Source organism: Nocardia sp. NPDC057663 (genome assembly GCF_042799895.1).
In the GTDB taxonomy this organism is placed as follows: Bacteria; Actinomycetota; Actinomycetes; order Mycobacteriales; family Mycobacteriaceae; genus Nocardia.
In genome coordinates this window covers 85,349-110,514 of record NZ_JBHVHX010000015.1, presented here as the reverse complement: position 1 = coordinate 110,514, position 25,166 = coordinate 85,349, and the positions used below count along the sequence as shown (strand labels likewise).

Below are 25,166 nucleotides of genomic sequence, written 5' to 3'. Positions count from 1 at the left end.
GGCCTACCCCTGCGATGATCAACAGCTGATGCCGCTGCTCGGGGCACTGCGCGGCCTTCGGTCAGGGCTGACCGAGGGGAATCCCTGAACCGGAGTTCCGGGTCGGGACCGGATGTGCCGGAGCCAGGGCAGCACCACCATTGCAGTATGAAAAGCGTTGACGATCAGGCAGTTTCAGGGCGGAGCGGACATGCACGGCGCTGCGGTGCGGCGATCCTGGCATCGGTCACGGCCGCGGGATTGTTCGGACTCTCGGCAGGCACCGCGTCCGCCGACACCGGCGGGACCTGCCTGTGGGCCGGAGCGCCCCACGCTCAGGGAACCACCGTCGTGGCCGGTGGCTGGAACTTCACCTGCGGCAGCGCAGTGGACGGGAGCGCGCGCTGGAATCGCGGATCATCGGCGAACCGGGCAGGCACCGTCGCCAATCCCGGCGCGGCGGCCGATCCCACCGGGCGCTTCAGCGCCGGGGCGATCCAGCCGGGCACCGAGTACACCGACTACTGCGTGGGTGAGCAGTTGGTCAGCGGGAGTGACGCCGTCTACGAGGTCGTGGCGGACGGCGCCGGCCTGCGCTGGCGAGCGGTGGGGCCGATCGCGCACTGGCGTTTCGATCCGGGCGAGGGCCACATCCCGACCGCACAGTCCGCGAGCCGGTGCCGGATGGATCCCCAGTACTGAGTCCGGTTTGCCCCGGCGCTCACCGGGCACGCGCTTGTTGTCCGAATGGTGCGAGTCGCCGTGCGACCCGCCCACCGCCATGAAAGGACAACGCCATGTCCACTCCCGTCGGCAACATGCAGGCCGCGCGGACGCCGATTCAGCTCGCCGCCCTGGTCGTGGGTGCGGTCTTCCTGCTGGTGGGCGTCCTCGGATTCATCCCCGGCATCACCACCGACTACAGCAGTCTCGAATGGGCGGGCCACCACTCCGACGCTCAGTTGTTCGGCATCTTCACGGTGTCGGTGCTGCACAACATCGTGCACCTGGTCTTCGGGTTCGCCGGTGTGCTCGCCGCGGTCGGCGCGGCACAGTCACGGACGTATCTGATCGGCGGCGGGCTGATCTATCTGGTCCTGTGGGTGTACGGGCTGCTCGTCGACCAGGACAGTGCCGCCAATTTCGTGCCGATCAACACCGCCGACAACTGGCTGCACTTCACCCTCGGCCTCGGCATGATCGCCCTCGGCGTGATTCTGTCCCGCGGGGTGCGCATCGCGCGATAGTGCGCGCCCCAGCCCCGCCGACGCGAGCGTACCGCGGCGGGCTGCCGCGGCTGGCAGGATCGAACCGTGCCTACCGCGAACCTGACCCGTTCCGAGACCGCCGCGCGATCAGCGGCGGTCACCGTCCACGACTACCGCGTCGAACTCGACCTCTCGGGCGCCCGAGAGCAGGATCGGGCCGGGTTCGCCACCACGACGACCGTGACCTTCGACGCCACCACCGCGCAGACGTGGCTCGACTTCCTCGGGCTCTCGGTCGAGTCGGTGACGGTGAACGGCCGGGAGGTGGACGTCGAGTACGACGGAGCCCGGCTCACGGTCGGCGACTTGGCGGCGACGAATGTGGTCGTCGTGCGGGCCACCGGCGAGTACAGCCGCTCGGGTGAGGGCCTGCACCGGTTCCTCGATCCGGTCGACGGCGCGACCTACCTCTACACCCAATACGAGCCTGCCGACGCGCGCCGGGTCTTCGCGTGCTTCGAGCAGCCGGACATGAAGGCGCCGTTCACCTTTGTGGTGACGGCGCCGTCCGGATGGGAGGTCGTGTCGAACCGGCCCGTCGCGGCGGTCGAGGACGACGGCGCGCATCGCACGGTCGAGTTCTCCCCCACGCTGCCGATCTCCACCTACATCACCGCGGTGGCGGCGGGCCCGTACCACCGGGTCGAATCCTCCTGGACGCGAGGCGAACTCACCATTCCGCTCGGTATCCTGTGCCGCGCTTCCCTGGCCGGGTACCTGGACGCGGACACCCTCTTCGAGGTGACGAAGCAGGGTCTGGACTTCTTCGCCGAGCATTTCGACTACCCGTATCCGTGGGGCAAGTACGACCAGGTGTTTGTTCCCGAGTACAACCTGGGCGCGATGGAGAACCCCGGCCTGGTCACGTTCACCGAGGCGTATGTGTTCCGTGGCGCGGCCACCGCCGCGCAGTACGAGGGCCGGGCGAACACGATCCTGCACGAGATGGCCCACATGTGGTTCGGCGATCTGGTCACGATGGTGTGGTGGGACGATCTGTGGCTCAAGGAGTCCTTCGCCGACTTCATGGGCGCCCTGGCCAGCGTCGAGGCCACGGAGTGGACCGACGCCTGGGTGGCGTTCGCGAACCGGCGTAAGGCCTGGGCGTATCTGCAGGACCAGCTGCCCACGACGCACCCGATCGTCGCGGACATCCCCGATCTCGAGGCCGCCAAACTCAATTTCGACGGCATCACCTACGCCAAGGGTGCCAGCGTGCTCAAACAGCTGGTCGCCTATGTCGGCCGGGCGGAGTTCTTCACGGGTGTGCGCCGGTATTTCCGGACACACGCGTTCGGCAACACGACGCTGGCGGATCTGCTGACCGAGTTGTCCGCGGACTCCGGGCGTGACCTGGCGGGCTGGGCGCGGGCCTGGCTGCAGACGTCCGGAATGTCCACGCTGACACTCGACGGCGGTGCGATCGTGCAGACCGACCCGCGGCCGCACCGGCTGGCCGTCGGGCTCTACGACTTCGATGCCGCGGGCGACCTCGTGCGACGTGAACGCGTAGAGCTCGACATCGTCGACGAACGGACCCCGGTCGCGCTCGCGCCCGCCCCGCTGCGCCTGCTCAACGACGGGGACCTCACCTATGCGAAGGTCCGCCTCGACGCGGATTCCCTTGCCACCGTCGAACGTTCGCTGGATCGGGTCACCGACCCGCTGGCGCGCGGATTGATCTGGTCGGCGCTGTGGAACGCCGCACGCGACGGTGAGCTCGAGGTCGACCGCTATCTGGCGATGGCCCGCGACTTCGCGCCCGCCGAAACGAACATGGCGCTGCTGACCGCCGTGCTGTCGAACGCGTCCTTCGCCGTCAATCACTATCTGCCCGACAGCGCCCGGGACGGATGGCGCGGATGGCGCGGTGAATGGCTCGAATCCAGCTGGGCGACACTGTATTCATCGGAACCGGGATCCGGCGCGCAGCTGGCCTGGGCACGGGCGACGGCCACCGCCGCCACCTTCGACCCGCGCCGCGCCACGGACATCCGCTCGATACTCCTCGGCGATACCCCCGTACCGGAGGGACTTCCCCTCGATCCCGATCTGCGCTGGGCGCTGTGGACCGCGCTGGCCGCGACCGGCGCGGCGACCGCCGCCGATCTGAATGCCGAACTCGCACACGACGACACGGCGTCGGGCCGCACCGCGCACCGGCGGGCACTGGCGGCGCGACCCGACGCGGAGGTGAAGGCCGCGGCATGGGCCTCGGCACTGGGCGACACCACCCTGACCAACGACCACCTCGACGCGGTCATCACCGGTTTCCGTGCGGGTGGACGCCGCGATCTGATCGCCCGCTACGACGACGAGTACTTCGCGGCGCTGCGCACGGTATGGGAACAGCGCAGCATCGAGATCGCCCGCCGCATCGTCAACGGGTTGTTCCCCGCCGGTGATTCGCTCGATCGCGTCGATACCTGGCTCGCCGACCACGCCGACGCACCAGGCGCACTGCGCCGCCTGGTCATCGAACAGCGCGACCACCTCGCCCGCGACCTGCGGGTCCGCGCCGGGGTCCGGTGAGCCGCTAGCCCGATCCGACATGGAACTGCCCACCCCGGATCATCCGGGGTGGGCAGCTCAGCTCACCAGCTTCCGACGGCTACCGAGGCAAGCGGGTCTCGATGGCGTCGATGATCCGGGGACGCAGTTCGGCGACGCTGACGATGGCGTCGACCGAGCCGACCTCGACGGCGCGCTGGATGTTGTGGACGCGGTCGAACTCCGCGGCCACATCGCCCAGCTTCTCCGCGCGGACCGAGGAACGGACCTCGTCGAGTTCCGCGGTCAGGGTCGCGCGGTCGGTGCCGAACGCGTTGGCGGCCTGGGTTTCCAGGTCGCGGACGCGCGGGTCGGCCGCAGTCCGGCTGTTGACCTCGCCGGCGAACACCACCGCGGCGGCCGGTGCGCCACCGAGGACCGACGCGAACGAGCCTTCCAGCGCGAGCACGGTCATGTTCGGGTTCAGCGCCTTGGAGAACACCACGAACGCGCCGCCGTGATAGCGCGAGATCACGCAGAACACGATGGGGCCCTGGAAGTTCACGATGGCGCGGCCGATCTCGGCGCCGTACTCGAGCTGCAGCTTGCGCATCGACTCCGGGGAACCGTCGAAGCCGGACAGGTTCGCCAGCACCACCAGCGGCCGGTTGCCGCTGGCCGCGTTGATGGCCCTGGCGGCCTTCTTCGACGACTGCGGGAACAGCGTGCCCGCGGTGTAGGTGTCGGGCCCGTCGGTCGACGGGTAACCGCGCCGCGGCACGTTGCGTGACTCGATGCCCAGCAGGCACACCGGGATTCCGCCCAGATGCGCGTCCTGCACCACCGCGGTCTCGGCGTCGGCCATCCCGGCCCAGCGCTCCAGCACCGGGTGGTCCTGGTCGGCCAGCGCCCGCATCACGGTCCGGATGTCGAAGGGCTTCTTGCGATCCGGGTTGGCGGCGGCGGAGAAGATCTCGCCGACGGTGGCGAAGGTGCTGTCGGCCAGCACGTGCGGGTAGCCGGAGATGTCGCGATCGATCGGGTCGACCGTCTGCGACCGGCGCGGCGCCTGCTCGCCCGGGGCGACGTAGGTGTGGTCGTAGTGCGCCATCAGCACGTCGCGGGCGGCGGGCAGGTTCGGCGCCCAGTACTGCGCCTGGCCGTTGGGGCCCATCACCCGGTCGTAGCCGCCGATACCGAAGTTGTCCTCGGCCGACACGCCACCGGAGAAGTCCAGCGACTGCTTGCCGGTGAGCACCATCGCCGACTCCGGCGTCATCACCAGCACACCCTTGGTGTGCATCAGCATGGTGGCCTCGGCATTCCAGTACGGCTGCGCGCCGACGTTGATGCCGGCGACGACGATGTTGATCTCGCCGCCGTCCTGGGTGAACTCGACGATGCGCTTGAGCGCGGCCGCGACCCAGTCCATGTTCTCGGTGCCGGATCCCATCGAGATCCGGGCGCCGGAGGACAGCGCGTACCACTCGAGCGGAACCTGCAGGCGTTCGGCGAGATCGAGCGCGGCGATCACCCGGCGGCACTCGGGTTCCGACAGCGCACCCAGCGACTTGGTCGGGTCGCCGAGCAGCAGCACGCGGGTGACACCTTCGGGATACTGGGTGGTCGGCGTGGTGACGACACCGGCGACGATCGCCGCGATATTGCGGCCCTTCGGCCGGTCGACGGGCACCAGCGTATGGTCGGCGTCGAGGTCGTACTCGGCGAAATCGCCGAGCAGACCGGTCAATTCGTACGGGTACACGGTGTTGCGCGCCGCGGCCCGCAGCACCTTCTGCCGGTACTCGTCGACGGGCTCGACCGGCTCGTCGGACAGGTCGCCGACCGTCACCTCGGAGCCACCGGTGGCGTCGAAGGAGATGCGCACACCGACCTTCGTCAGCTCACCGGTCTTCGCGTCGCGCTGCCGCGCGATGAGCAGGATCTCCTCCAGCCCGGCGCCCGCCGCCGTCGGCAGCACGTGCCCGCCGATGGTCCGCAGTTCGTCCCTCGTGACGTCCATCGGCGGCCAGATGTACATCACGATGCGGTTGGTGTTGAGGCGCTTGGCCGACGGCCGCCGGGACTGGGCCCGCCGGATCGAGTCGACACAGGTGGCGATGGTGGCCTCGGCCGTGGGCAGGGCGAGCAGCCTGCCGTCCTGGTCGCGCAGCGCGGCCAGGTCGCGGACCTGGGCGAAGGCGATGAGGCGGTCGTCGGACGGATTGCCCTTCGCCACACACCGGAACAGGTAGACCTCCTCGTCGTCCGAGGACGGCAGCCGGGTGAGGTCGAACTTGCGCAGCCGCTCCATCTGCATCCGCTGCGCGATGTAGGGGTGCAGGCCGCGGATCAAGCGCTCCTCCGCCATCCCGGTGGCCGAGGGCCGGAAGGTGAAGTGGTGGTGCATGACCGCGCCGTTGCTGCCCGCGACCGTGGCGGTGATGCGGTGCACCTGCGGGGGCAGCTGGTGCGCGGCGAGAACTTCCTGCAGTGCCGCCGCCATCGCGTCGGAGTCCTCGGGCTGAGCTACCCAGCTCAGGTAGATGTCGGCGTCGACCGAGGCCGCGCCGCTCGCCAGCTCGCCGAGCCCGCTCAGCGCGGTGCCGAGCGCGTCGAAACTCACCGCGGCCGAGGCCAGGCTCGCGCCGTCACGCTCGGCGACGACGAAGGCGCAGCCACCGACGTGCTCGGTGTGGACGCCGGTGACACCCTTGTTGCCGTAGTAGCGGCGGGTCAGCACCTCGAGCATCGGTGTGTGGTCCGGCTTGTTGCGCTCGAGCCGCTGGCCGAGCAGCCGCACCAGCGGTTCGGTGCTGCGCACCATGTCGGCGATGCGATCGGCGCGATCGGCCGTGTCCGGATGCGCGTCCAGATGCGTCAGGTGCCTGCGGACATTGGTGTAGACGCGGGCACGGTTGCGGCGCAGCAGCGGCTGGCCGTACCAGCCGTACACCAGGCCGCGGCACAGGTCGGCGATCACCGGGAAACGCACCTGGGTGGCCACGACCAGTCGTTCCAGCGCCAGGCCGACGGGTTCGCGCAGCACCTGGTCCGGCATCGGCTCGCGCAGCCACTCCCGCAGCAGCGTCGTGATGACCTCGACGGTGTCGGCGGGCCGCTGCTGGGCGAGGAAGATCCGGAAGACCGCGGATTCCAGGTCGGGCGTGCGGTCCAGCTCGGTGACGCCGTACTGGCCGAGCGCCTGCGCGAGCTTGGCGCGGTAGGACTCCGGCAGACCGGCCCGATCGGCATCGAGGCTCTGCAGGTAGGTGTGGAAGTACTCGCGGTCGCTGTGCACGTGGCTCTGGTCGGGTTCGTCGTCGGCCGAGCGGTTGTGGCTCAGCGCGGCGAGATCGGCGAACACCTCGACGAGTTCGAGTTCCTCGGCCAGCGGCCGGTGGTTGGCCGCGACGGATTCGCGGCGGGCCGCGAGGTAGTCGGCGAGGACGCGGCGGTCGTCGTGCGGATCGACGTCGAAGCCGAGCAGCAGACTCCGCAGGTCCTGCAGGCCGCGGGCGAGCCGCTCGTCTGTCTGACGCGGTGCGGGCTCACTGGGCAGGTCGAGCTCGACCGTGCCTGCCGTTTCGGTCTCGGTGGCCTCGTCGTCGTCGGCGAGCGGTTCCAGTCGCAGCAGCGGTGCGCCGGTCTCGACCTGGGTGCCGACCGAGACCGCGCATTCCTTCAGCCGGGCGCGGAACGGCGCGCGCAGCACCGTCTCCATCTTCATGCTCTCCAGCACGAGCACCGCGGCGCCCGCCTCGACCTCGGCGCCGACCTCGACCGGGGTGCCGACGACCAGCGCGGGTGCGGGCGAGCGGACGACGCCGCCCTCGTCGCGGCTGATCCGGTGGGTGACGCCATCGACGTCGATCACATGGGTCGGACCGTGGGTGCCGGTGACCAAGCGGTAGCGGGAACCGTTGACGACGATCTGGCCGGTGTGCAGATCGAACCGCTCGAGGTCGACGTCGGCGGTGACCAGCTCGGTCCCTGCCTCGATGCCGACGCGGAACCGGTGCGCGCCGATGCGGGCCACGCGGACCCGGTAGCTCGCGCCACGCAGCTTGAGATCGAGCGGGCGCCCGCTCTCGTGCTGCACCTGCGGACGCCCACCGGACGCGGTCGAGATCAGCCGGTGCCGTTCGACCCGCTCGTCGTCCTCGTAAGCGTCGATCGCGGCGGCCGCGAGCGCGATGGCGGAGTGGCGATGCGTCACCAGGCGGCCCTCGCTGCGCACCCGGTCGATCCAGCCGGTGTCGGCGCTGGCGTCGATCACTTCGGGCTGGTCGAGCAGGTCGAGGACGAAGCTCTTGTTCGTCGCGCCGCCTTCGATGACGACCCTGGTCTGCGCCATCGCCCGGCGCAGCCTGCCCAGCGCCTCGTCCCGGTCGCGGCCGTAGGCGATGATCTTGGCGATCATCGAGTCGAAGTCGGCGGGAATGGTGTCGCCCTCGCTGACACCGGTGTCGACGCGGATGCCGGGGCCTGCGGGCAGGTCGAGGCGCACGATGCGGCCCGGCGCGGGCGCGAAGTCACGGTCGGGGTCCTCGGCGTTGAGTCGCGCCTCGATAGCGTGGCCACGCTCGACGGGCGGCTCACCCTCGAGCCGGTTGCCGGAGGCCACCGACAGCTGGGCCTGGACAAGATCGAAACCGGTGGTGCACTCGGTGATCGGGTGTTCGACCTGGAGGCGGGTGTTGACCTCGAGGAACGCGAAGAGCTGCTCGCCCGGGTGGTAGAGGAATTCCACGGTCGCGGCGCCGCAGTAGCCGACCGCGACGGCGAGCCGCTCGGCCGACGCCTTCAGTTCGGCGGTCTGCTCGGGGCTCAGCACCGGCGACGCCGACTCCTCGATGACCTTCTGGTTGCGCCGCTGCACCGAGCAGTCGCGGACGCCGAGCGCCCACGCCGTGCCCTGGCCGTCGGCGATCACCTGCACCTCGACGTGCCGGGCGCCGGTGACCAGGCGCTCCAGGAACACGACGCCGCTGCCGAACGCCCGCGCGGCTTCCTGGCGGGTGCGCTCGTAGGCGTCGACGAGTTCGGCTTCGTTGGTGATCATGCGGATACCGCGGCCACCGCCGCCCGCGGTCGCCTTCAGCATCAGCGGGTAGCCGATCTCGGCGGCTGCCGTGATGGCGTCCTCGACCGTGTCGACCCCGCCCCGGCTCCACGGCGCGACGGGTACGCCGACCTCTTCGGCGAGCAGCTTGGCGCCGATCTTGTCGCCCAGCTTGCGCATGGCGTCCGCGCTCGGGCCGATGAAGGTGACGCCGATGTGCTCGCACAGTTCGGCGAAGGCCGGGTCCTCGGCCACGAAGCCCCAGCCGACCCAGGCCGCGTCGGCCTTGGTCGCGACCAGTGCCTTCTCGAGCACCTTGAGATCCAGGTACGGGCGCGCCGAGGCCGGACCGAGGTCGTAGGCGATATCGGCCGACCGGACGAACGTGGCGTTGCGGTCGACGTCGGTGTACAGGGCGACCGTTTCGATCGGTAGCCCGGTCGCCGCTGCCAGATCACGGACGGCATGGATGAGCCGCATAGCGGCCTCTCCCCTGTTGACGATGGCGATGCGGCTGAACACTCGCCGACTCCTTTCCAATACCTAGGACGTTGCCCGGGACGGGTGCGAATTCGAACTCCGGTTCAAGGGCAGTGTGCACCTCTACTCCTTATATGTGAACAGCGTGCGAGGGTTACCGGCACGTATAGATGGAAGATCGCATCATCCGGCCGGTCAGCGCTATCGCTGCTGCTCGTCGGCCGTCCTCCTGGACGGCCGACCAATGGCTCCGGACGACTTGCCTTGACGTCGAGGTCAATCCCTACCGTCACCTCATCGGGGCAATTTCCGGGCCCCGGCCACCGAGGAGAGACCATGACCGAGACCGTCGCCACCGTGACCGATGTAACCTTCGCTCGCGAGGTGCTCGATGCCGACCTGCCGGTGCTCGTCGAGTTCACCGCCACCTGGTGCCCACCGTGCAAGATGATCGAGCCGGTGCTGGACGAGCTGGCCCGCGAGGAAGCGGGCCGGATGACGATCGTCAAGCTCGACGTGGACGCCAATCCGCAGACCACCGCGGACTACGCCGTGCTGTCGATGCCGACCATGATGCTGTTCCGCGACGGCATCCCGGTGCGGACCGTCGTCGGCGCCAGGTCCAAGCGGCGGCTGCTCGACGACCTGGCCGGCGCGCTCAGAACAGCGCGCCCATGAGCCGTCGGCAGCGGGCGATCATCGCGTCCGCGCTTTCGTCCGGATGCCGCAGCCACCAGTTCACCATGGCCGACACCACGCCCATCCAGACGTCGGTGAGTGCGGACAGGTCGGCGGCGTCGGTGATTCCGCGCTCCGCGAGCAAGGCGGCGGCGCCGCGCTGGGCCTGATCGGCGATGCGCCGCCGGGCCCGGTACGCGGCGTCGGCGGCGACACCGTCGGCCGGATGCGAGGTGTCGAGCAGCACGTTCCAATCGTGCGGTCGCCGCGCGAGGACACCGATGACGACCTCGAGCGTGCGTTCGGCCATCGCGATCCCGGGCGAGCCGTCGAACACCGACTCGATGGCCCCGCACACCGTGTCGGCCGCCCGCTCGACGCACGCGGCATACAGGCCTTCCTTGCTGTGAAAGTAGTGGAATACCAAGGGTTTCGACACCCCGACCGCGGCCGCGACGGCACCCGGGGACAGGCCCGCGTAGCCCGCGCGGCTGATCTGCTCGCCGGCGATATCGAGGAGCTGTCGTTCCCGCTCGGCTCGTGGCACACCTTTCGTCCCGGCAGTGCCCATCACCGTCTCCCTTCCGCCACCGCGTTGACCCACCGAGGCTGATCGGAAATTTACCGTGCCCACGCTGCTGGTCAATTGAGGATGCGGGATCTTCGTGCCCACCGGATCGATGGTTGACACCGGAATTGACCAACTAGTAATTTTCCACATGGTCAGCACGAGTGCCGCGCTCGTCCCTTCCGCGAAAGGCGCCGATCCACCATGGCGATATCCACTCCCCTGCTCCACGGCCTGCAGCGCACCGTCTCGGGCTCGCGCGCACTGAGCGGCACTCCCTTCGACCCGAGCACGCCCTTCCATCCGCCGCGCGGGCGCCATCGCACCGTCCACTACGGACTCATGTTCCCCGGTCTGCCCGCACCGCTGAATTTCCTGGACTTCATCACCGTGATCGGGCAGCCGAAGGTCAAGGCCTTCCGCAACGCGCAGCTGATCGAGACCTCCGACGCCGATACTGCCAACCTGCTGGCAGGCACCGCGGTCCGGTTTCCCGGCCAGTTCCGCGGCTTTCAGGTCGAGCGCGACCTGGAGCTGGCGCCCGATGCGAGCGTGATCCGTTTCGGTACGGACTTCGCGCTACAGGGCACCTACCCCGATTTCACTGTCACCTACCGCAATCCGGAATTCCTGGCGGATCTGCGGGTCCACGCCACCGACAAGGTCGCGCATTTCGCGAAGCTCCGCGGTGGGCTGTACGACCATTGGTCGCTGCTGTGCGAGTACGAGGGCACCGTCGAGCATCACGGCACTCGCTACGACCTGTCCGGACTCAGCACGCTCGAATACGCCCGTGCCGTCGCGGTGGACCTGCCCATCGGCTTCTTCACCTACCAGATCATCAACATCGACGCCGACACCCAGGTGCTGATGGTGGAAGTCCGTGGGCCGCTGGGTGTTCCCCTGCAGCAGGCCGTCTACGTCCGGTCCCGCGACGACCACGGCGGGGTCTACGAGGACGGCTACCACTACCGGATCACCGAGCGCGAATCCACGCCCCGCCACACCCCGGCAGGCCGGGATATGACCCTGGGCACCGCGTTCACCTGGGCTGTCGACGACGAGAACGGCAGACCGCTGATCCACATCGACGCGGTCGCCAACGACGACTACGTCTACGGCATGACCGGCGGCTACGTCGGCAGCTACCGCTACACCGGGACGTTCCGCGGCCGGGCGATCAGCGGCACCGGCTACGTCGAACAGATCGGCGACGCGTAACCACCGCTGCGGATCACGTTGCTGTCGACCGGAATCCTCGGAAGCCTTCTGTCTGTTCCAGTCCCAGTAGTCCGGAGCGGTCCCAGCTGCCCGGGTGGCTGGGACCGTCCGCGACAGGTCAGCGGGCCGGGAAGCGGAGGATGCGGTCGTCGCCGTCGCGGATGTCGCCGCGGCCGTCGGTATTCGAGGTGGTGAGCCAGAGGGCGCCGTCCGGTGCCACGGCGACGGTGCGCAGTCTGCCGTAGGAATCACGGAGAACATCGCGCGGATTCGACGCCGCACCGTTGGATACTGTTGCGGTCCACAGCCTTTCACCGCGCAGGGCGGCTACGTAGAGCGTGTCGCCCGCGATCGCGATGCCGGAGGGCGAGGCTTCCGCGGTCGACCAGGTGAGCAGGGGGTCGGTAAAACCGCTGTTCGCGCCGCCGGATCCCTCGACCGCGGGCCAGCCGTAGTTGCGGCCCGGCTCGATCAGGTTGATCTCGTCCACCCGGTTCTGGCCGAACTCGGCGGCATAGAGCGCGCCCGTGCCGTCCCAGGCGAGACCTTGCACATTGCGGTGGCCGAGACTGAAAACCGGCGAGCCCGGGGTCGGATTGCCCGGCGCGGGTGCGCCGTCGGGGGTGATCCGCAGGATCTTGCCGTTGGGGCTCGCGGCGTCCTGGGAGCGCGCGCTCCGGCCCGCGTCACCGGTGCCGACATAGAGCATGCCGTCGGGTCCGAAGGCGATGCGGCCGCCATTGTGGTTGCCCGCCTTCGCGATGCCGTCGAAGACGACCGCTGCCGGTTCTCCCGGCCGGAATCGCACGATCCGGTTGTCGTCCTCGGCGGTGAAATACGCGTAGACGTACCGGGTTCGGTCATAGTCAGGGGCGATGGCGAGGCCGAGCAGTCCACCCTCGCCGCCCGCGACCACGCCAGGCAGCTCGGCGAAGAGCTCCGGTTCGCGGCCCGGCGCCACGCGCAGGATTCGTCCGGAATCCCGTTCGGCCACCAGCGCCGTGCCGTCGGGCAGGAAGGCAAGGCCCCAGGGAACGTCGATCCCGCGTGCCACCTCCTCGGGAGCGCCCAGGTCGGGGACGCCGGAGGGCACGCTCGGCGCGGTGGCGGTGACGATCGCCGGCTGCGGCGCGCGCCCGGCGGGCTCGTCGCTCGTACAGGACGTCGCTGCGGAGGTGATCAGGATGACGCCCACGATGTTTCGCGCTCGCCGTCGCGACAACCACAACACGTCAGATCAGCTTGGCGAGCTGTTCGCGGTCCGTGGCGTCGAGTTTGATGCAGGCCCGGTAGATGTGGCCTTCGACAGTGCGTACGGAGACACAGAGGCGTTCGGCGATGGCGCGGTTGGACAGTCCACGACCGATGAGCGCGGCGATCTCGCGTTCCCGTTCGGTGATCGGGAGCGGACGCGCGGCGGCGGTGATGGCGGGAGTGCCGGCGCCGTCGCAGCGGGCGGCCAGGGCCGTGGCCCGGGCCGCGGCTTGGGCGCTGGGGCGTCGTTGGCCCGCGTGGTCGTAGATCGGGACGGCCTGCGCTGCCGCGTCGGCGGCGGCGAGCAGCAGGCCCGCGGTCTCGAATTCGAGGCTGACGGCGGCCAGCGCGCGCGGATCGGCATGGGCGAAGGCGGCGGCGTGGCGGGCGTAGATCCCCGCGGCGGGCCCCTGGACGTGGGCGGCGACGGTCGCCAGCCGGGTGGCGACGGTGCGGTCACCGAAGCGTGCGGCATGATGCAACGCCTCGGCCTCCAAGGCGAACTGGCCGGTGCGATGCGCGAGGTCGGCCGCCTTGCGCGCCAGTTCGACCGCCGCGTGCTGGCTGTGCTCGGCGGCGGCCACCCAGGCGCGGGCGATCAACCGCTGGGGCTCGTGCAGCGCCATGTGGGCGCCGCGGTGTTCCTCGGCGTCGGCGAGGACCCGTTCGGCCTGCTCGACCTCGCCCAGCGCCGCGTAGGCGCGGGCCAGCAGCAGCCGGGCGGGCAGTTTCCACGCCAGGGAGCTTTCGGCGTTGAGCGCCGCCAGTGCCTGTTCGAAGGCGGTGATCGCCGCCCGGAATCGGCCGCGATAGGTGGCGACGACGCCGACCGCGATTCTGGCGATCGCCCATCCGATGAACTGGCCTGCCGAGGAGAACTCACGGTATTCGGAGGCCCGCTGCTCGGCGCGGTCGAGCTCGCCGATGGTCGTCAGGGCCAGCACGTCCCCGTACCTGACCATCACCCGGACGATGCCGTCGGTCGACTTCTGCTCGGCCGTGATCCGGGCCGCGATCGGCGCGAAATCGGCGCCGCGTCCGGCCACCGGCATGGCCAGACCGAGCGCGAAGGCGGCGAAATCGACGGCCTGCCAGGGTGAATTCGGGTCGGCGATGACGCGCTCGGCGGTCTCGATACCGACGGCGATCCGGCTCTCGTGCACCGCCATCGCCGCGCCGAAGGCGTCGACCGTCAACCGCAGCGCGGGAAGTTCGACCCGGGCACCGAGCAGGTCGAGCAGGTCACGGGCACGCACGACGTTGCCCAGCGACCAGAACTGCAGGCCCGCCCTGAGCACGCCCCACTGCACGAGTTGCAGCGGATCGAGGCGGTCGGGGTCGAAGCGGGCCAGGATCTCGTCGGCTTCCTGCGGCCTGCCCTGCCACAGCAGTGCCCGCGACAGCAGTTCGGCCGCGCGCAGCCCGCCGCAGCGCTCGCACGCGGCGCGCGCGAGGCGTTCGGCCAGCGGCAGGTTGGACATGGCCACCGCGTCCTTGGCCGCGTTGATCAGCACGACGATGTCGATCGGCTGATCGCTGTCGACACACAGCTGCGCCAGCCGGATCCGATGCGCCGGCGTGCTCAGATCGCGGTCGCGCAGTGTTTCGACGATGCGGCCGCGCCACTTGCGGGCCGCGGCGGTGCCGACCCGGCGGCGGATCACCTCGCCGAGCAGCGGATGGCTGAACCGGACGTCCACCGCCGGGCCGTCGCGGCAGACCCGGATCATGCCGGTGAGCTCGGCCGTGTCGACGGCCTCCACACCGACCAGTTCGGTCAGGATGTCGATGTCGAGCGGCTCGTAGACGGCCAGCATCTTCAGCGCCTCCAGCACCGGCTCGCCCGCCCGGGTCAGCCGCTCGTCGAGCAGCTCGACCAGCCCCGACGGCACCGCGGTGGGCCCTCGCAGCTGCCAGACGCCGTTGGTGTCGGTCAGGGTGCTCGCCTCGACCGCGCCCTCGACCAAATTGCGCAGGAACAGCGGGTTGCCACCGGAGGATTCCCACATCACGTCGGCGCTGAGCCCCTCCAGGGTCCCGCCGAGGACGGTCTCGACCAGTGCGATGCACTGCTGTTTGGTCAGCGGCGTCAACTCGATGCGTTCGAGGTAGCCGTCCTTCCACAGTGAGGTGACCGCGTCGGGCACGGCTTCCCCGGTGCGGACCGTGGCGACGATACGGGCGCTGCGATCCACGGCGATCTGGTGCACCAGCGTCGCGGACAGTGTGTCGAGGAGATGGGCGTCGTCGACGCCGATCACGGTGCCGGGGTGGGCGAGCAGGTTCTCCCGCGCCGAGTGCAGCAGCGCGAGCGGGTCGCGCGAGGCCGACGCGGCGATCCAGGGCGCGAACGCGCCCAGCGGAATGGCCTGGGACGAGGCGGTACAGGCGGCCCAGCGCACAGGGTTCGACAGCACCGAGGTGACGAGCCGCGCCAGGGTGGTCTTGCCGATACCGGCGGCGCCGACGAGCACGACACCACCGGTGTTGCCGTCGGTCAATGCTGTACGAACGGCGTCGTATTCGACGGGGCGATGAAGCAGTTGCCACAGTTCGCCCATACGGCAAAATTCTAGTTCTCGTCCGGCCGTGTCACAACGAATCTGTGCAGGTGCAACTAATTTCCGGGGTGGATGGGAGGGGAGAGCAACGGTCATCGTGGCAGCTCGGTGGCGTCTCGTGGCTCGAGCCGGGGCGCGTTGTTGACGTCGTGGCGGAAGTTGCTCGACGCCTCGTACACGCGCTGCTTGAGCCGGTTGATCGACCCGAGCGGACGGTGCGCGTCGAGACCACGCCAGGAGTTGAACGACAGCACATCATCGCCGTAGGCACGCCGTTCGGGAGTGTAGGGATCCTGGATGTCGAAGCGGATGGTCGCGACGGTGCGGTGCGGCGATTCGTCTTCCGGCCACGGCACGGTCGCGTCCTCGATCGGCATGGTGGCGGTGTCGGTGCACAGTTGCGCGCGCAGCTCGTACGTGGCGCTGTGCGAGGCGAAGAAGTCGATGACGGAGTCCTGATGGACGTTCACTCCCGACTCTTCGTCCACCGGTTGCCCTTGCAGCGCAACGACTTCCGGCGACACGGGAACATAGAGCAGCTTGGCCACATAGTCGCCGTAGCGCACGGGCGCCGAGGTGTAGAACGTCTCGCCCAGAATGTGGGTGTTGGGCGCGATGAAGACGCCCAGATTCGGTGGCACCCCCCGTCCGATCCGCCGCAGCACGTGCCGGTCCAGGGCGGCGAGAAGGGTACTGCCGGTCTGCAATACCGGATCGGGCAACCGCGCCAGCATCCAGGCGGTGGGCATGCCCTTCGTGAGGTAGGCGTGCGCGTCGGCGAACAGGAATTCCCGGTGCGTGACCATGATGAGGTCCTGCGTGGTGGCGTCGTCGTCGGGCAACGCCCGTCGACCGTGCACGCCGAGCACTTTGATCCCCAGCCCGCGGACACCGCGCAACTGGTCGCTGCGGATCACCCCGGAGGTACTCGACAGCCGGGCGATCACCGGATAGGTGGCCGGGGTGGCGAAGAGGCCCTGTGCGAGTTCGGGCGGCAGGCCCGCGGGCACGATCAGCTCGCCGCGCAGGATGCCGTGGCTCTTGGCGTGCGCGTCGCGCAATCCGCGCTTGTACTTGCGGTACGCGCGTTCGTTGTTGTCGCGCAGGACCGCGATGATCTTGTCGATGATCTGCTCTTCGTCGGGCCGCGGGTGTTCCAGGTCGTCGCGGTAGCGCAGATAGGTCATCGGGGGCTCCTCCACGGCGCAAACGGATTCGCGACGCCGTCGAGTGCGGGCGCCAGCGTGGGAAAGTGGCGCAGCAGGACACTCCGCATCGTGTTGTCCCGTACCCAGGACATCCCCGCCTCGGTGTAGACCTCGGGCCGGAAGTCGGTGGTGAAGAACCGGTCCGCCGACAGCCGCCGCGACGCCATCAGCACGAAGACCCGGAACGCGGTGTCGCTGAAGCCGAAACCGGGCGGTTTGGGCTCGGCGTAGAGCCCGATCATGAGGTCGACGTCGTCCACGTCGCCGTAGATCCGCTCGAGTTCACGGGCCCACTGCGGATTGTCGGTCAGCTGGTCGAACGAGGTGACCGGCGCCAGTCGCAGGTGCTTGCGGAATTCGTTGTAGCGCGGCACGCCCCGCTCACGGACCCGCAGGATGTCGACGGTCGCCAGGTCGAGCAGCGGGCGCCCGGGTCGGGTGAGGTTCTGCAGGTGCCGCGGATAGTTGTGCAGGGTCAGCGCGCCGGGGTTGGCGCGGCCGAACGAGTAGAGCAGCGTGTCCATCGGAGTCTCGGCGAGGCGTTCGCGAATGTGGGCGACGCCCAGCTCCGGGAGCGGATACTCGGCCAGGACGCTGTCGTCGGCGAGGCTGCGGACCACGAGTTCGTCGGGGATGAGCGGATGCATCCGGTACACGGAGACGAACTCCTCGGTCAGCGAGTACGGCACGCCGTGGTCGTCGACCGAGGATCCCGGTATGCCGCACAGCACTTCGTTGCCGCCGAGCCTGCCGAACCGGCGGGCGACCCGCTCGCCGAGCACCCCGAACCAGTTGGCGCGCATGGCGGCGACGGTGGTGGGATGGGCGATGACGGCCGGGGTCCAGTCGACGGTGTGGATCTTCGCGATCAGCGCCGAGTTGACCAGACGTGCTGTGTCGTAGAGCTGCTGGTCGTCCAGGTCGGGGTAGCGCCGGCTCAGGCGACGGCAGATCGCGTTGTGCTCGCGCAGGAACAGCGAATGCAGCAGTGCGAGCCCGACCCAGGCGTTGGCCGCCGAATCCGACAGCGCGAGCAGACTTTCCGCGTCCAGCGGCGGCAGCCCCAGCTCGTCGATGACGAGTTCGCCACCCTTGCCGGATCGCATCGCTGAGGCGAATTCGGCTGTGCTGCCATAGATCTGGGAGGCATCCCACCAGTGGCTCTCCACGGTGGTGTACGTCGGCGGACGGCCTGGTTCGGGGCTGGGCACCGAGGCGGTGCGCGGGATCGTCATCGGCGGGTCCGGCCACGGATCCTGTGCGTCCAGAGTCACCGTGAACGGCTCGGTGTCGGCGTCGACGTGGTCGAACCAGTCGTGCACCTCGAACTGGATCCAAGCCGCCGCCAGCAGATTCAGGGTGGTGGCCGGCTGGAACCGGTCGCGGGTCAGCAGTTGCGTGCTGATCAGGCGCGGGTTGGGTTCCAGAATCCGCGTGGAGTCCTCCGGGTGGGTGTGCTCGAGCGGGAAATTGCGCCCGAACCGGCAGCCGACCGACCCGGTCATGGGGTCGGCGGGGCTGTTGTAGCTGCCGTCGACGGTGCGCGCGCCCTGGTGCTCGCCTGCCTCGTCCGGGGGCAGCGGTTCGCCCGGATGCGCGCCGGTGTCGAAGAGATTCTCCGCGCGGAGCCGGCTGCGCAGGCCGACCAGGACGGCCAGCCCCAGCGGCGTCGGCAAGCGGAACCAGCCGATGCGCCGATCTAGTGCTTCGGCGGCTCCGACCGCCCAGCGGGTGACAAACGGAGTCGTCTTGACCATCGAGAACCTCCACGTGGCTGGCTCGAACCGCGGCGTACGAGAACTGGTCGAAGATCAGTTTCCGGCACGGGCCGACCCCTGTCACGGGTAGTGGACTACTCGGTCGTCGGCGATGGCCGCACGCGGGTGATGTCCTGGATAACGATTTCGGCACCGCCCGCCCGTGGCCACCTTCCAGCAATCGAGTAGCGAATTACGCGCGCCGGGTGGCGGGTCGATGAGTCACGCTGCTCAGGTGACTACTCCGATCGAAATCAAGGTCAATCTCGACGGCGATCTCGTCGACGTACAAACCCGGCTGGGGTGTACGAACGCCGCCGCGATCAGCCGTGACGTGTGGTTGGCCGAACCCCGCCGCCCTGCTGTGGGCGATGCACCGGCGGCAGGCCGTATCGCCATCCGGCTGCGCAGTGGCGAGCACGACGACCTGACCGTCACGCTGCGGGCATGCGAGAAATCGCAGCTGGTGGGCCGCTGGGCGACATCGTTCACCGACGAGGAGGTGCGGTACCGCATCGAGCGCGACTGGTGCGGCGAAGGGCGGGTCCTGTCGGCCTCGCTGCTGAGCAAGCGCCCACCCGGCTCGCTGCGAGTGGCCGCGCTGCGCGGCGAGGACGTCACCGAGGCGCTCGACTCGGCTCAGCGCCAGTTCCTGGTGAGCTGCACTCCCCCCGGCGTCGCGGTCGATCACCTGCGGGCGATGGGTCCGGTCGCGTCGACGAAGTGGACGAAGGTGCATCTCGGCGGCCTCGAGGTCGACGCCGAACGCTGGACCGTCGACGACCTCGACCTGTTCGAGCTGGCACTGACCATCACCCCGTTACCCGGCGAATCACCGCCCGCGCTGCACGACCGCGCCGTCGAGGTGCAACGCAGGCTCCACGCCGCCGTCCGTGGATACGGCCTGTCGATCGCGACCGAGACGACCAAAACCGAACAGGTACTCACCGCGATGGCAGCGGCTGCATCGGTACACGGCGAGTAGTGGGCTACACCTGCTGCGCCGCGAAGCTCGGTGGCTTGCCGAATTCACCGTTCGACTCCGGCCCTGCTGCGGGTGTAGGCGACGGCTTACTCAGGAGTCCGGCGAACACCGGGTCGGTCAAGGCGCGTTCGGTCACCTCGTGGCCGAGCGCACGGTAGGCCTCGAAATCCCACTCGCCGTACAGCTGATCTCCGGTGGAGGTGTAGGGGAAGTCGGGATGGGCGATGCCGTAGTTCTCGAGATCCCAGCTCAGGCCGCCGACCAGCTGTGATCGCAGGTAGTAGATGTCGGTGGTGGTGCCGTCCAGATGCCGGGCGCTGCCACGCGCCCAGGCTTGCGGCGCGCGCTGACGATCGCCGCGCAACATCGGCCGCAGGTCGACCGTGATCTCCACACAGTGGTCCATCCTGGCCGTGGCGATGGCCTCGGCGAGTGCGCAGAACCGGTCGTCGGGGCTGCCGCTGGCATCGAGGACGAGCACAGCGGCAGGCCGCCGGCGCAGCGCCTCGACCAGCCCGAGGTTGTCGTAGTGCCCGCCGTCGGTGACATAGAGCCACCGGTCGTACAGCGACGGGTTGCCGAACGCCTCCCGCAGCAGCCGGTACGGTCCAGGTTTGTCGGCCCAGCTTCCCACCGCGGGAAACTTCGTACCGAGCCTGCCCTTCGGCACCGGCTGCCAGTACGGGTTCGGCAGCCACACCCCGAGGCGCGCGTTCAGCAGGGCGAGCAGAATTCGCACCGGCCGGGTGCGGGCGCTCACCCGGCCCGTCAGTGGGCTGAACGCGGCGCCGCTGATGGCCATCGCGGCGGGCACGGTGACGTCGCGGTACCGGTAATCCGCGTGCGGTTCGTAATACGCGGTCGGACGGAGGCCGTCCTGGGTGAGTGCCCGGTCGCCGACGACACCGATCATGTCCGGATCGAAGATGAACGGCACGCAGCCGCGTCGCGCCGGGACGAAGGCGTCGTCGTTGGCGTTGGCCGCTGCCGCGATGACGAGCCGCGGTCCGCCCTCGACCGGCTGACCGTAGACCGAGTACCGAAGGGCGGTGCTGTACGGCAGCGGAACCGCCTGCTTCGACCTCGGATCCGTCTCCACGAGAAAGGCTTTCGACAGTGCCTCGCGATAGTAGGTGTGCAGTGAGGTCCGGTTCGCATCGGTGAGCACCTTCACGGCCAACGCGATACCGATCATCCACCACGCCAGCGACCAGTTCGATTGGGCCTCCGCGTCGGTGGCGAATGCCGTCGTCCAGCGCAACAGCAGGACGACGACCACCGCGACGATGAGCGCGGTCCCCAGCCACGGGGCGAGCCTTTTCCGCACCACCCGGAGGACGCGCCCGTACCAGCCGGCCGACTCGGAACAGCCATGGAGGCCTTTCCACGCCGATCTCCCGAGGCCGATCACCGCGACGAGCGTCGCGCCGAATGTCAGCGCGCCTGCGCCGCCCGGGTCGACCAGCGCGGCCAACAGCCCAGCCGCCGTGCCGGGATGCCCCTCAGGCAGGTTGCTCAGCGCGTACAGGGCGATGGGGACACCGACGAGCAGTAAGCCCAGCGGAACACCGATGCCGAGCAGTAGCCGCGACGCCTGAGCGAAGACATTGCGCATCTGGTCCGGAACCATTGTCAGCCGATCCCACGACTTCTCCACGACGAATGCCGCCAGCGCCAAGGCGAACGGACCCAGCGCGATACCCAGATACCAGTAGCCGCCGACCGGGACCAGATGCAGTTGGAGGGTGTCCCCGGTTTGCACCAGGACGTCGATGTCGTCGAAGAGCCACCCCAGCCACCAGGCCGTGGCGAGCAAGGAGATCCCGATCAGCGTGGCGTTCACCACGATGCCGTACAGCAAGGAGAAGACGGCCCGGAACTTGTCGGTCCCGCGCGGCATGAGGTAGCGGGTCCGGCGGCGTAGATAGGCCAGCTCCGACGTCTCCAGCGCATACGGATCGTCGAAGTTGCGCTGCAGGATGTGCATGGCCGCGGCGATGTAGCCGCCGCCGCTGACCCCGACCACGGCCTCCGCGCTCTGGTAGCGACCATGGCGGCGCAGCACCTGCAATGCGCCGAGGCAGAACGACGCCGATCGGATGCCCCCGCCCGAGCAACAGATGATCAGTCCCCGGTGTTCTGTTGCGGCGGAACCGGTCTCGGCATACCGATGTTGTGACGGGTGCCTACCGGCGAGCCGGTTCTTGGTGCCGAGGTACCAGATGGTCGCGGTGACCAGCAGGGCAGGCAGGAGGAGGAAGATGTGCAGTCCCGCTTGCGCCCGCAGCACAGTCGCCGTGGTGCCGCCGCACGAGGGCGCCTCGGCGGTCAGCCGCACCGCGAGCAGCAGATCGGCCACCGCGTCGAGCGCGGACAATGCCAGCGTCCAGGCGAAGACCTGGCGAGCGAATCCGGCGTATTTCTTGTCCAGCTTCAGCGAATGGATATAGGCGTAGTACCGATAGGTCGCCGTCGGCACGGCGAGCGCCAGCATCGCGCCCACCAGCAACGCGAGCAGCCCGGCCGTGTGACATTCCTGCGGCGTGCGCGCCCCCAGGGGAAACGCCATTGTCGCCTGCACCGCCACGAGAAATACCACGATGCCGGTGGTGGACGCGAAGACCTTTCCTCGCCCGACCTGTTCGATCGTCGCCAGGCCCGACGTGACGTGGTCTCCGCTCGCCCGTACGGGCGATCCGGCATGGTGTTCGGCCGTGGTCATGGGTCGTACGTCAGTTCACGATGATGAAGTTGAACAGCACCCTGAGGTTGGTGTCCCAGCCGACGTGGTACCGCACCGTCGTGGTGCCGTCGGCGTGTGGGACGACATTGAGGACCTGCATCGTTGCACGTCCGAGGAACGGGATGCCGTTGACGTCCAGCTCGGTCAGGCTGACCGAGACCTGGCTGTCGGCCCAGACGGTGGCGCTCGGGAATCCGAACACCCAGGCGCCCGTCCCATGGGTACGGAGCACTTTCTGGGCCCAGAAGATGGAGGAGACATTCGTTCGGCCGATTCCCCTGATCCCGACGCCGTTGTCGCGATATTCGGCCGGCGATTTCGTCTCGTCGAACAATTCCTCTTCGGTGTCCGGGCTGGCCGCCAGGACCGCGTCTTCCATCTCCGAAGCAAACATCTCCCTTGTCCTTTCGCAACACGTGGAGAAACCTGCGGAGTTATCTTCTCGCGCGGACGGCCCCGTCCGAACGCGTAACGCACTACCCCAAAAGCCGCCGCCCAGCAGCACGGAGCGAGCCGATTCGGGTAGTGGCACACGGTGCCCAGACCAGCGAAGGGGACGACCGCCAGGACGAAACCCGGGTGGCGTTCGATCGGCGTAGCACGGGTGGTGCGGGGTACGGCGGCGCCGACCCCGCACCGTCGGTGTCAGGCGGACAGTTTCCGTCCGATCGTCGCCGCCACCGCGGCATGCGCGAGATATTCGGCGATATCGTGTGCCCGTTCCTTGGGGTTGTCGACCGGGAGATCCCTGAGGTCGTTGCCCCACGCGGGGCGCAGTGGGCAGCCGATGGCGACCGGATCACCGGCATACCAGGTGTTGAGCCACTCACCGACCCGTTCGGGCCTGCTCGCGCCGCCGCTGAGCAGCTTGGTGTGAACCCCGTCCAGGCCGAGCGGGCTGCCCGCGGTCACCAGCAGGCTCACGTCCAGCTCCCGCGGCAGCTGGGTGAGCAGGTCCATCGCGACGACGGTGCCCAGACTGTGACTGACCAGGACCACCTCACCACCGGCGGGCATGTCGGCGAGCACGGTGTCGAGCACGCTCTTGCGCACCCGCTCGTCGTCGAGATAGGCGGCGACGTCCTTGAAGATCGCGCCGATGAGCAGCGAATCGAGGCCGCTGCGCGCGGCGATCCAGCCGAGCTGGTCGCGCACCCGGCCCAGGACGACCGGGCCGAACCCGCCGAACCGTTCCTCCGCGATCGGATCGGTGGAGACGTCACCGGCGCTGGGCATGCCGGCATGCCGCGCCGCCTCGGCGACCAGGCTCTCGTAGAGCTCCGATCCGGTGTCGACGGCCGATTCGCGCGTGCCGAGGCTCGCGATGAGCTGGTCGCCGTAGAAGGGGAAGTACACGTCGGCGGGGTCGATCGGGCTGAGGTCGGCGAAGGTGAGGCCCTTGTTCAGTCCTGCTGTCCAGGCGCGACGCAGCTCAGCCGGGTCACGGCCCTGCTGACTGCGCCCGTGCAGAAACACCACACTGCGGCGCCCACCGAACGCGGTCGGCCTGCCCCGCGTGCCGCGCACCACCGCCTCGACCGCCGAAACATGCTGTGGCGCGGGCGTTGTCACGTCGGCGACCACCGCATCGGCCGACAAGCCTGCCGTGGGCCCGAGCTCGTCGAGGAGCTTTCGCTGTGCCGGATCGAACGACCGCTTGCCGAGATCCCGGAGCAGCACGCTCACCCGGACGCCCTCGTTGGCGATCCAGTGGATCGCGTCGTCACCGTCGCCGCTCTGCCACACCTTGCCGTCCTTGCGCAGCACCCGGCCCTGGTCGTCCTTCTTCGGGACACCCGCGTGGTGCAGCGCGACGATCTCCCACTGATCGTTGAAGACGGGTGAGCCGGAATTGCCCGGTTCGGTATCGGAGGTGTAGTGCAGGAAGTCGTCGAGTTGCAGGTCGAGCCGGTTGTCGCGGATCGAGATCTCCTTGAGCCTGCCCAGCGGATGACCGATGACGTTCATCGCCTCGCCGACCACGATCTTGCCGGTGTTGGCGATCAACCGGTTCCAGCCGAATGTCGCGCCGGGGGCGGCGCCAGGGGTGGCGCCGACGGGTCCCGGCGCCACCCGCACCAGGGTGTAGTCGAGATGTTTGTTCGTGACGAAGAAATCACCCGGCGCGAGCCGATACTTCGTCGTCGGGTTCTGCTGATTGTCGATGCCTGCCTCGGCCCCGAACTCGATGACGACCGACTCGGCCCTGTCCACCGTCGGCAGCACATGGTTGTTGGTGAGCAGCAATTGTGGTGACACCAGCGAACCGGTGCCCATCGGCACCTCACGGCCGTTGTGGGTCAAGGAGATCCGGGCGACCGCGGCCGCCGCGCGGGCACCGCGGGTCAGGAAGTTGACGGCCTGAAGGTCGTTGGTGAAGCCGATGATCCGTTCCAGCGCGCCGATACCGTCGAGCGGTTCCTCTCTGCCCAGTTCGACCGCCGCCTGGGCGGGCACTTCGCCGCTGGTGAACAGCCGCTCGGCGCGGGCGACGATCTGTTCGTCGGTGTCGACGACATCGGAGTCGGTCGCTTGGCGTTTGCGGGTCACCTCGTCGCGTTCCTCGGCGCTCTTGGCGAAACGCCGCGCTGCGGCGTCCATCTGTTCGCGCCATGCGGCGGTGCGTGTTGCGCTCTCGGTATCCATGGGTCACCTCGCCCGGAGAAGTGTGCAGCTGGCGTTCTCAGGGTGGGCGCGGTGCCCGGTGCCGGGCACGAGTAGTCGACCACTCGATTTCCCGTGACCGGCATCGGCGGCGGTGGCTACTGCTCCCACCAGGATGTGTAGACCCGGCCGTCGTTGCCGGTGGTGAACGCGTCCAGTTCGCCCGCGCTGCGGGCCACGGCTGCCACGGGCCCGCCGACGGGGAAGACCCCGCCGATATTGCGCCACCGGTTACCGATGCCCGT

Annotated in this window: 15 protein-coding genes; 6 read left to right on the top strand and 9 right to left on the bottom strand. The window is 69.0% G+C overall.

Features of this window, described 5'->3' with window-relative positions; translation table 11 throughout:
- Positions 1–147 precede the first annotated feature (147 nt).
- The 3 genes from ACFVAV_RS26055 to pepN all read left to right on the top strand — a co-directional run bounded on the left by ACFVAV_RS26055 (position 148) and on the right by pepN (position 3,779).
- Positions 148–681, top strand: coding sequence for a hypothetical protein (locus ACFVAV_RS26055; RefSeq protein WP_379037915.1), 534 nt, complete (start codon positions 148–150; stop codon positions 679–681).
- A gap of 95 nt (positions 682–776) precedes the next feature.
- Complete coding sequence (locus ACFVAV_RS26050) at positions 777–1,226, top strand: DUF4383 domain-containing protein (RefSeq protein ID WP_379037913.1); 450 nt, start codon at positions 777–779, stop codon at positions 1,224–1,226.
- A 66-nt stretch (positions 1,227–1,292) separates the two neighbouring features.
- Positions 1,293–3,779 carry an aminopeptidase N gene (gene pepN, locus ACFVAV_RS26045; protein WP_379037911.1) on the top strand — a complete coding sequence of 829 codons (2,487 nt, stop codon included), beginning with the start codon at positions 1,293–1,295 and terminating at the stop codon, positions 3,777–3,779.
- Positions 3,780–3,858: 79 nt separating this feature from the next.
- Here the strand turns inward: pepN and ACFVAV_RS26040 are convergent, their stop codons facing one another.
- Positions 3,859–9,324, bottom strand: coding sequence for a carboxyl transferase domain-containing protein (locus ACFVAV_RS26040; protein ID WP_379037910.1), 5,466 nt, complete (start codon positions 9,322–9,324; stop codon positions 3,859–3,861).
- A 294-nt stretch (positions 9,325–9,618) separates the two neighbouring features.
- Here ACFVAV_RS26040 and trxA point away from each other — a divergent pair, with 294 nt between their 5' ends.
- Positions 9,619–9,960, top strand: a complete 342-nt coding sequence (trxA, locus tag ACFVAV_RS26035; protein ID WP_379037908.1) for a thioredoxin — start codon at positions 9,619–9,621, stop codon at positions 9,958–9,960.
- On the opposite strand, the gene ACFVAV_RS26030 is transcribed toward trxA, so the two are convergent.
- Complete coding sequence (locus ACFVAV_RS26030; protein ID WP_379037907.1) at positions 9,941–10,633, bottom strand: TetR/AcrR family transcriptional regulator; 693 nt, start codon at positions 10,631–10,633, stop codon at positions 9,941–9,943. The genes trxA and ACFVAV_RS26030 overlap by 20 nt on opposite strands.
- A 99-nt stretch (positions 10,634–10,732) precedes the next feature.
- Between ACFVAV_RS26030 and ACFVAV_RS26025 the strand changes: the two genes are divergently transcribed.
- On the top strand, positions 10,733–11,749 hold the full coding sequence (locus ACFVAV_RS26025) for a DUF6670 family protein (RefSeq protein WP_379037905.1): 1,017 nt from the start codon (positions 10,733–10,735) through the stop codon (positions 11,747–11,749).
- Positions 11,750–11,867: 118 nt separating this feature from the next.
- Here ACFVAV_RS26025 and ACFVAV_RS26020 read toward each other — a convergent pair whose 3' ends face one another.
- From ACFVAV_RS26020 to ACFVAV_RS26005, 4 genes are all read right to left on the bottom strand, one after another.
- Positions 11,868–12,944 carry a PQQ-dependent sugar dehydrogenase gene (locus ACFVAV_RS26020; RefSeq protein WP_379037904.1) on the bottom strand — a complete coding sequence of 359 codons (1,077 nt, stop codon included), beginning with the start codon at positions 12,942–12,944 and terminating at the stop codon, positions 11,868–11,870.
- A gap of 37 nt (positions 12,945–12,981) precedes the next feature.
- Complete coding sequence (locus tag ACFVAV_RS26015) at positions 12,982–15,564, bottom strand: LuxR C-terminal-related transcriptional regulator (protein ID WP_379037903.1); 2,583 nt, start codon at positions 15,562–15,564, stop codon at positions 12,982–12,984.
- Positions 15,565–15,656: 92 nt separating this feature from the next.
- The gene (locus ACFVAV_RS26010) at positions 15,657–16,751 is read right to left on the bottom strand and encodes a catalase family protein (RefSeq protein WP_379037901.1); all 1,095 of its coding nucleotides are present in this window, start codon (positions 16,749–16,751) and stop codon (positions 15,657–15,659) included.
- The gene (locus tag ACFVAV_RS26005) at positions 16,748–18,529 is read right to left on the bottom strand and encodes a peroxidase family protein (protein ID WP_379037900.1); all 1,782 of its coding nucleotides are present in this window, start codon (positions 18,527–18,529) and stop codon (positions 16,748–16,750) included. Before ACFVAV_RS26005 ends, ACFVAV_RS26010 begins: the two co-directional genes overlap by 4 nt.
- 235 nt (positions 18,530–18,764) lie before the next feature.
- Between ACFVAV_RS26005 and ACFVAV_RS26000 the strand changes: the two genes are divergently transcribed.
- Positions 18,765–19,514: a hypothetical protein gene (locus ACFVAV_RS26000; protein WP_379037897.1), complete on the top strand. Its 750-nt coding sequence runs from the start codon at positions 18,765–18,767 to the stop codon at positions 19,512–19,514.
- Between the two features lie 4 nt (positions 19,515–19,518).
- Here the strand turns inward: ACFVAV_RS26000 and ACFVAV_RS25995 are convergent, their stop codons facing one another.
- From ACFVAV_RS25995 to ACFVAV_RS25985, 3 genes are all read right to left on the bottom strand, one after another.
- The gene (locus ACFVAV_RS25995) at positions 19,519–22,236 is read right to left on the bottom strand and encodes a hypothetical protein (protein ID WP_379037896.1); all 2,718 of its coding nucleotides are present in this window, start codon (positions 22,234–22,236) and stop codon (positions 19,519–19,521) included.
- A 10-nt stretch (positions 22,237–22,246) separates the two neighbouring features.
- Entirely contained in the window at positions 22,247–22,651 is a 405-nt protein-coding gene (locus ACFVAV_RS25990; protein ID WP_379037894.1) for a hypothetical protein, read from the bottom strand.
- A 251-nt stretch (positions 22,652–22,902) separates the two neighbouring features.
- Entirely contained in the window at positions 22,903–24,903 is a 2,001-nt protein-coding gene (locus tag ACFVAV_RS25985; protein ID WP_379037892.1) for a trypsin-like serine peptidase, read from the bottom strand.
- Between the last annotated feature and the right edge of the window lie 263 nt (positions 24,904–25,166).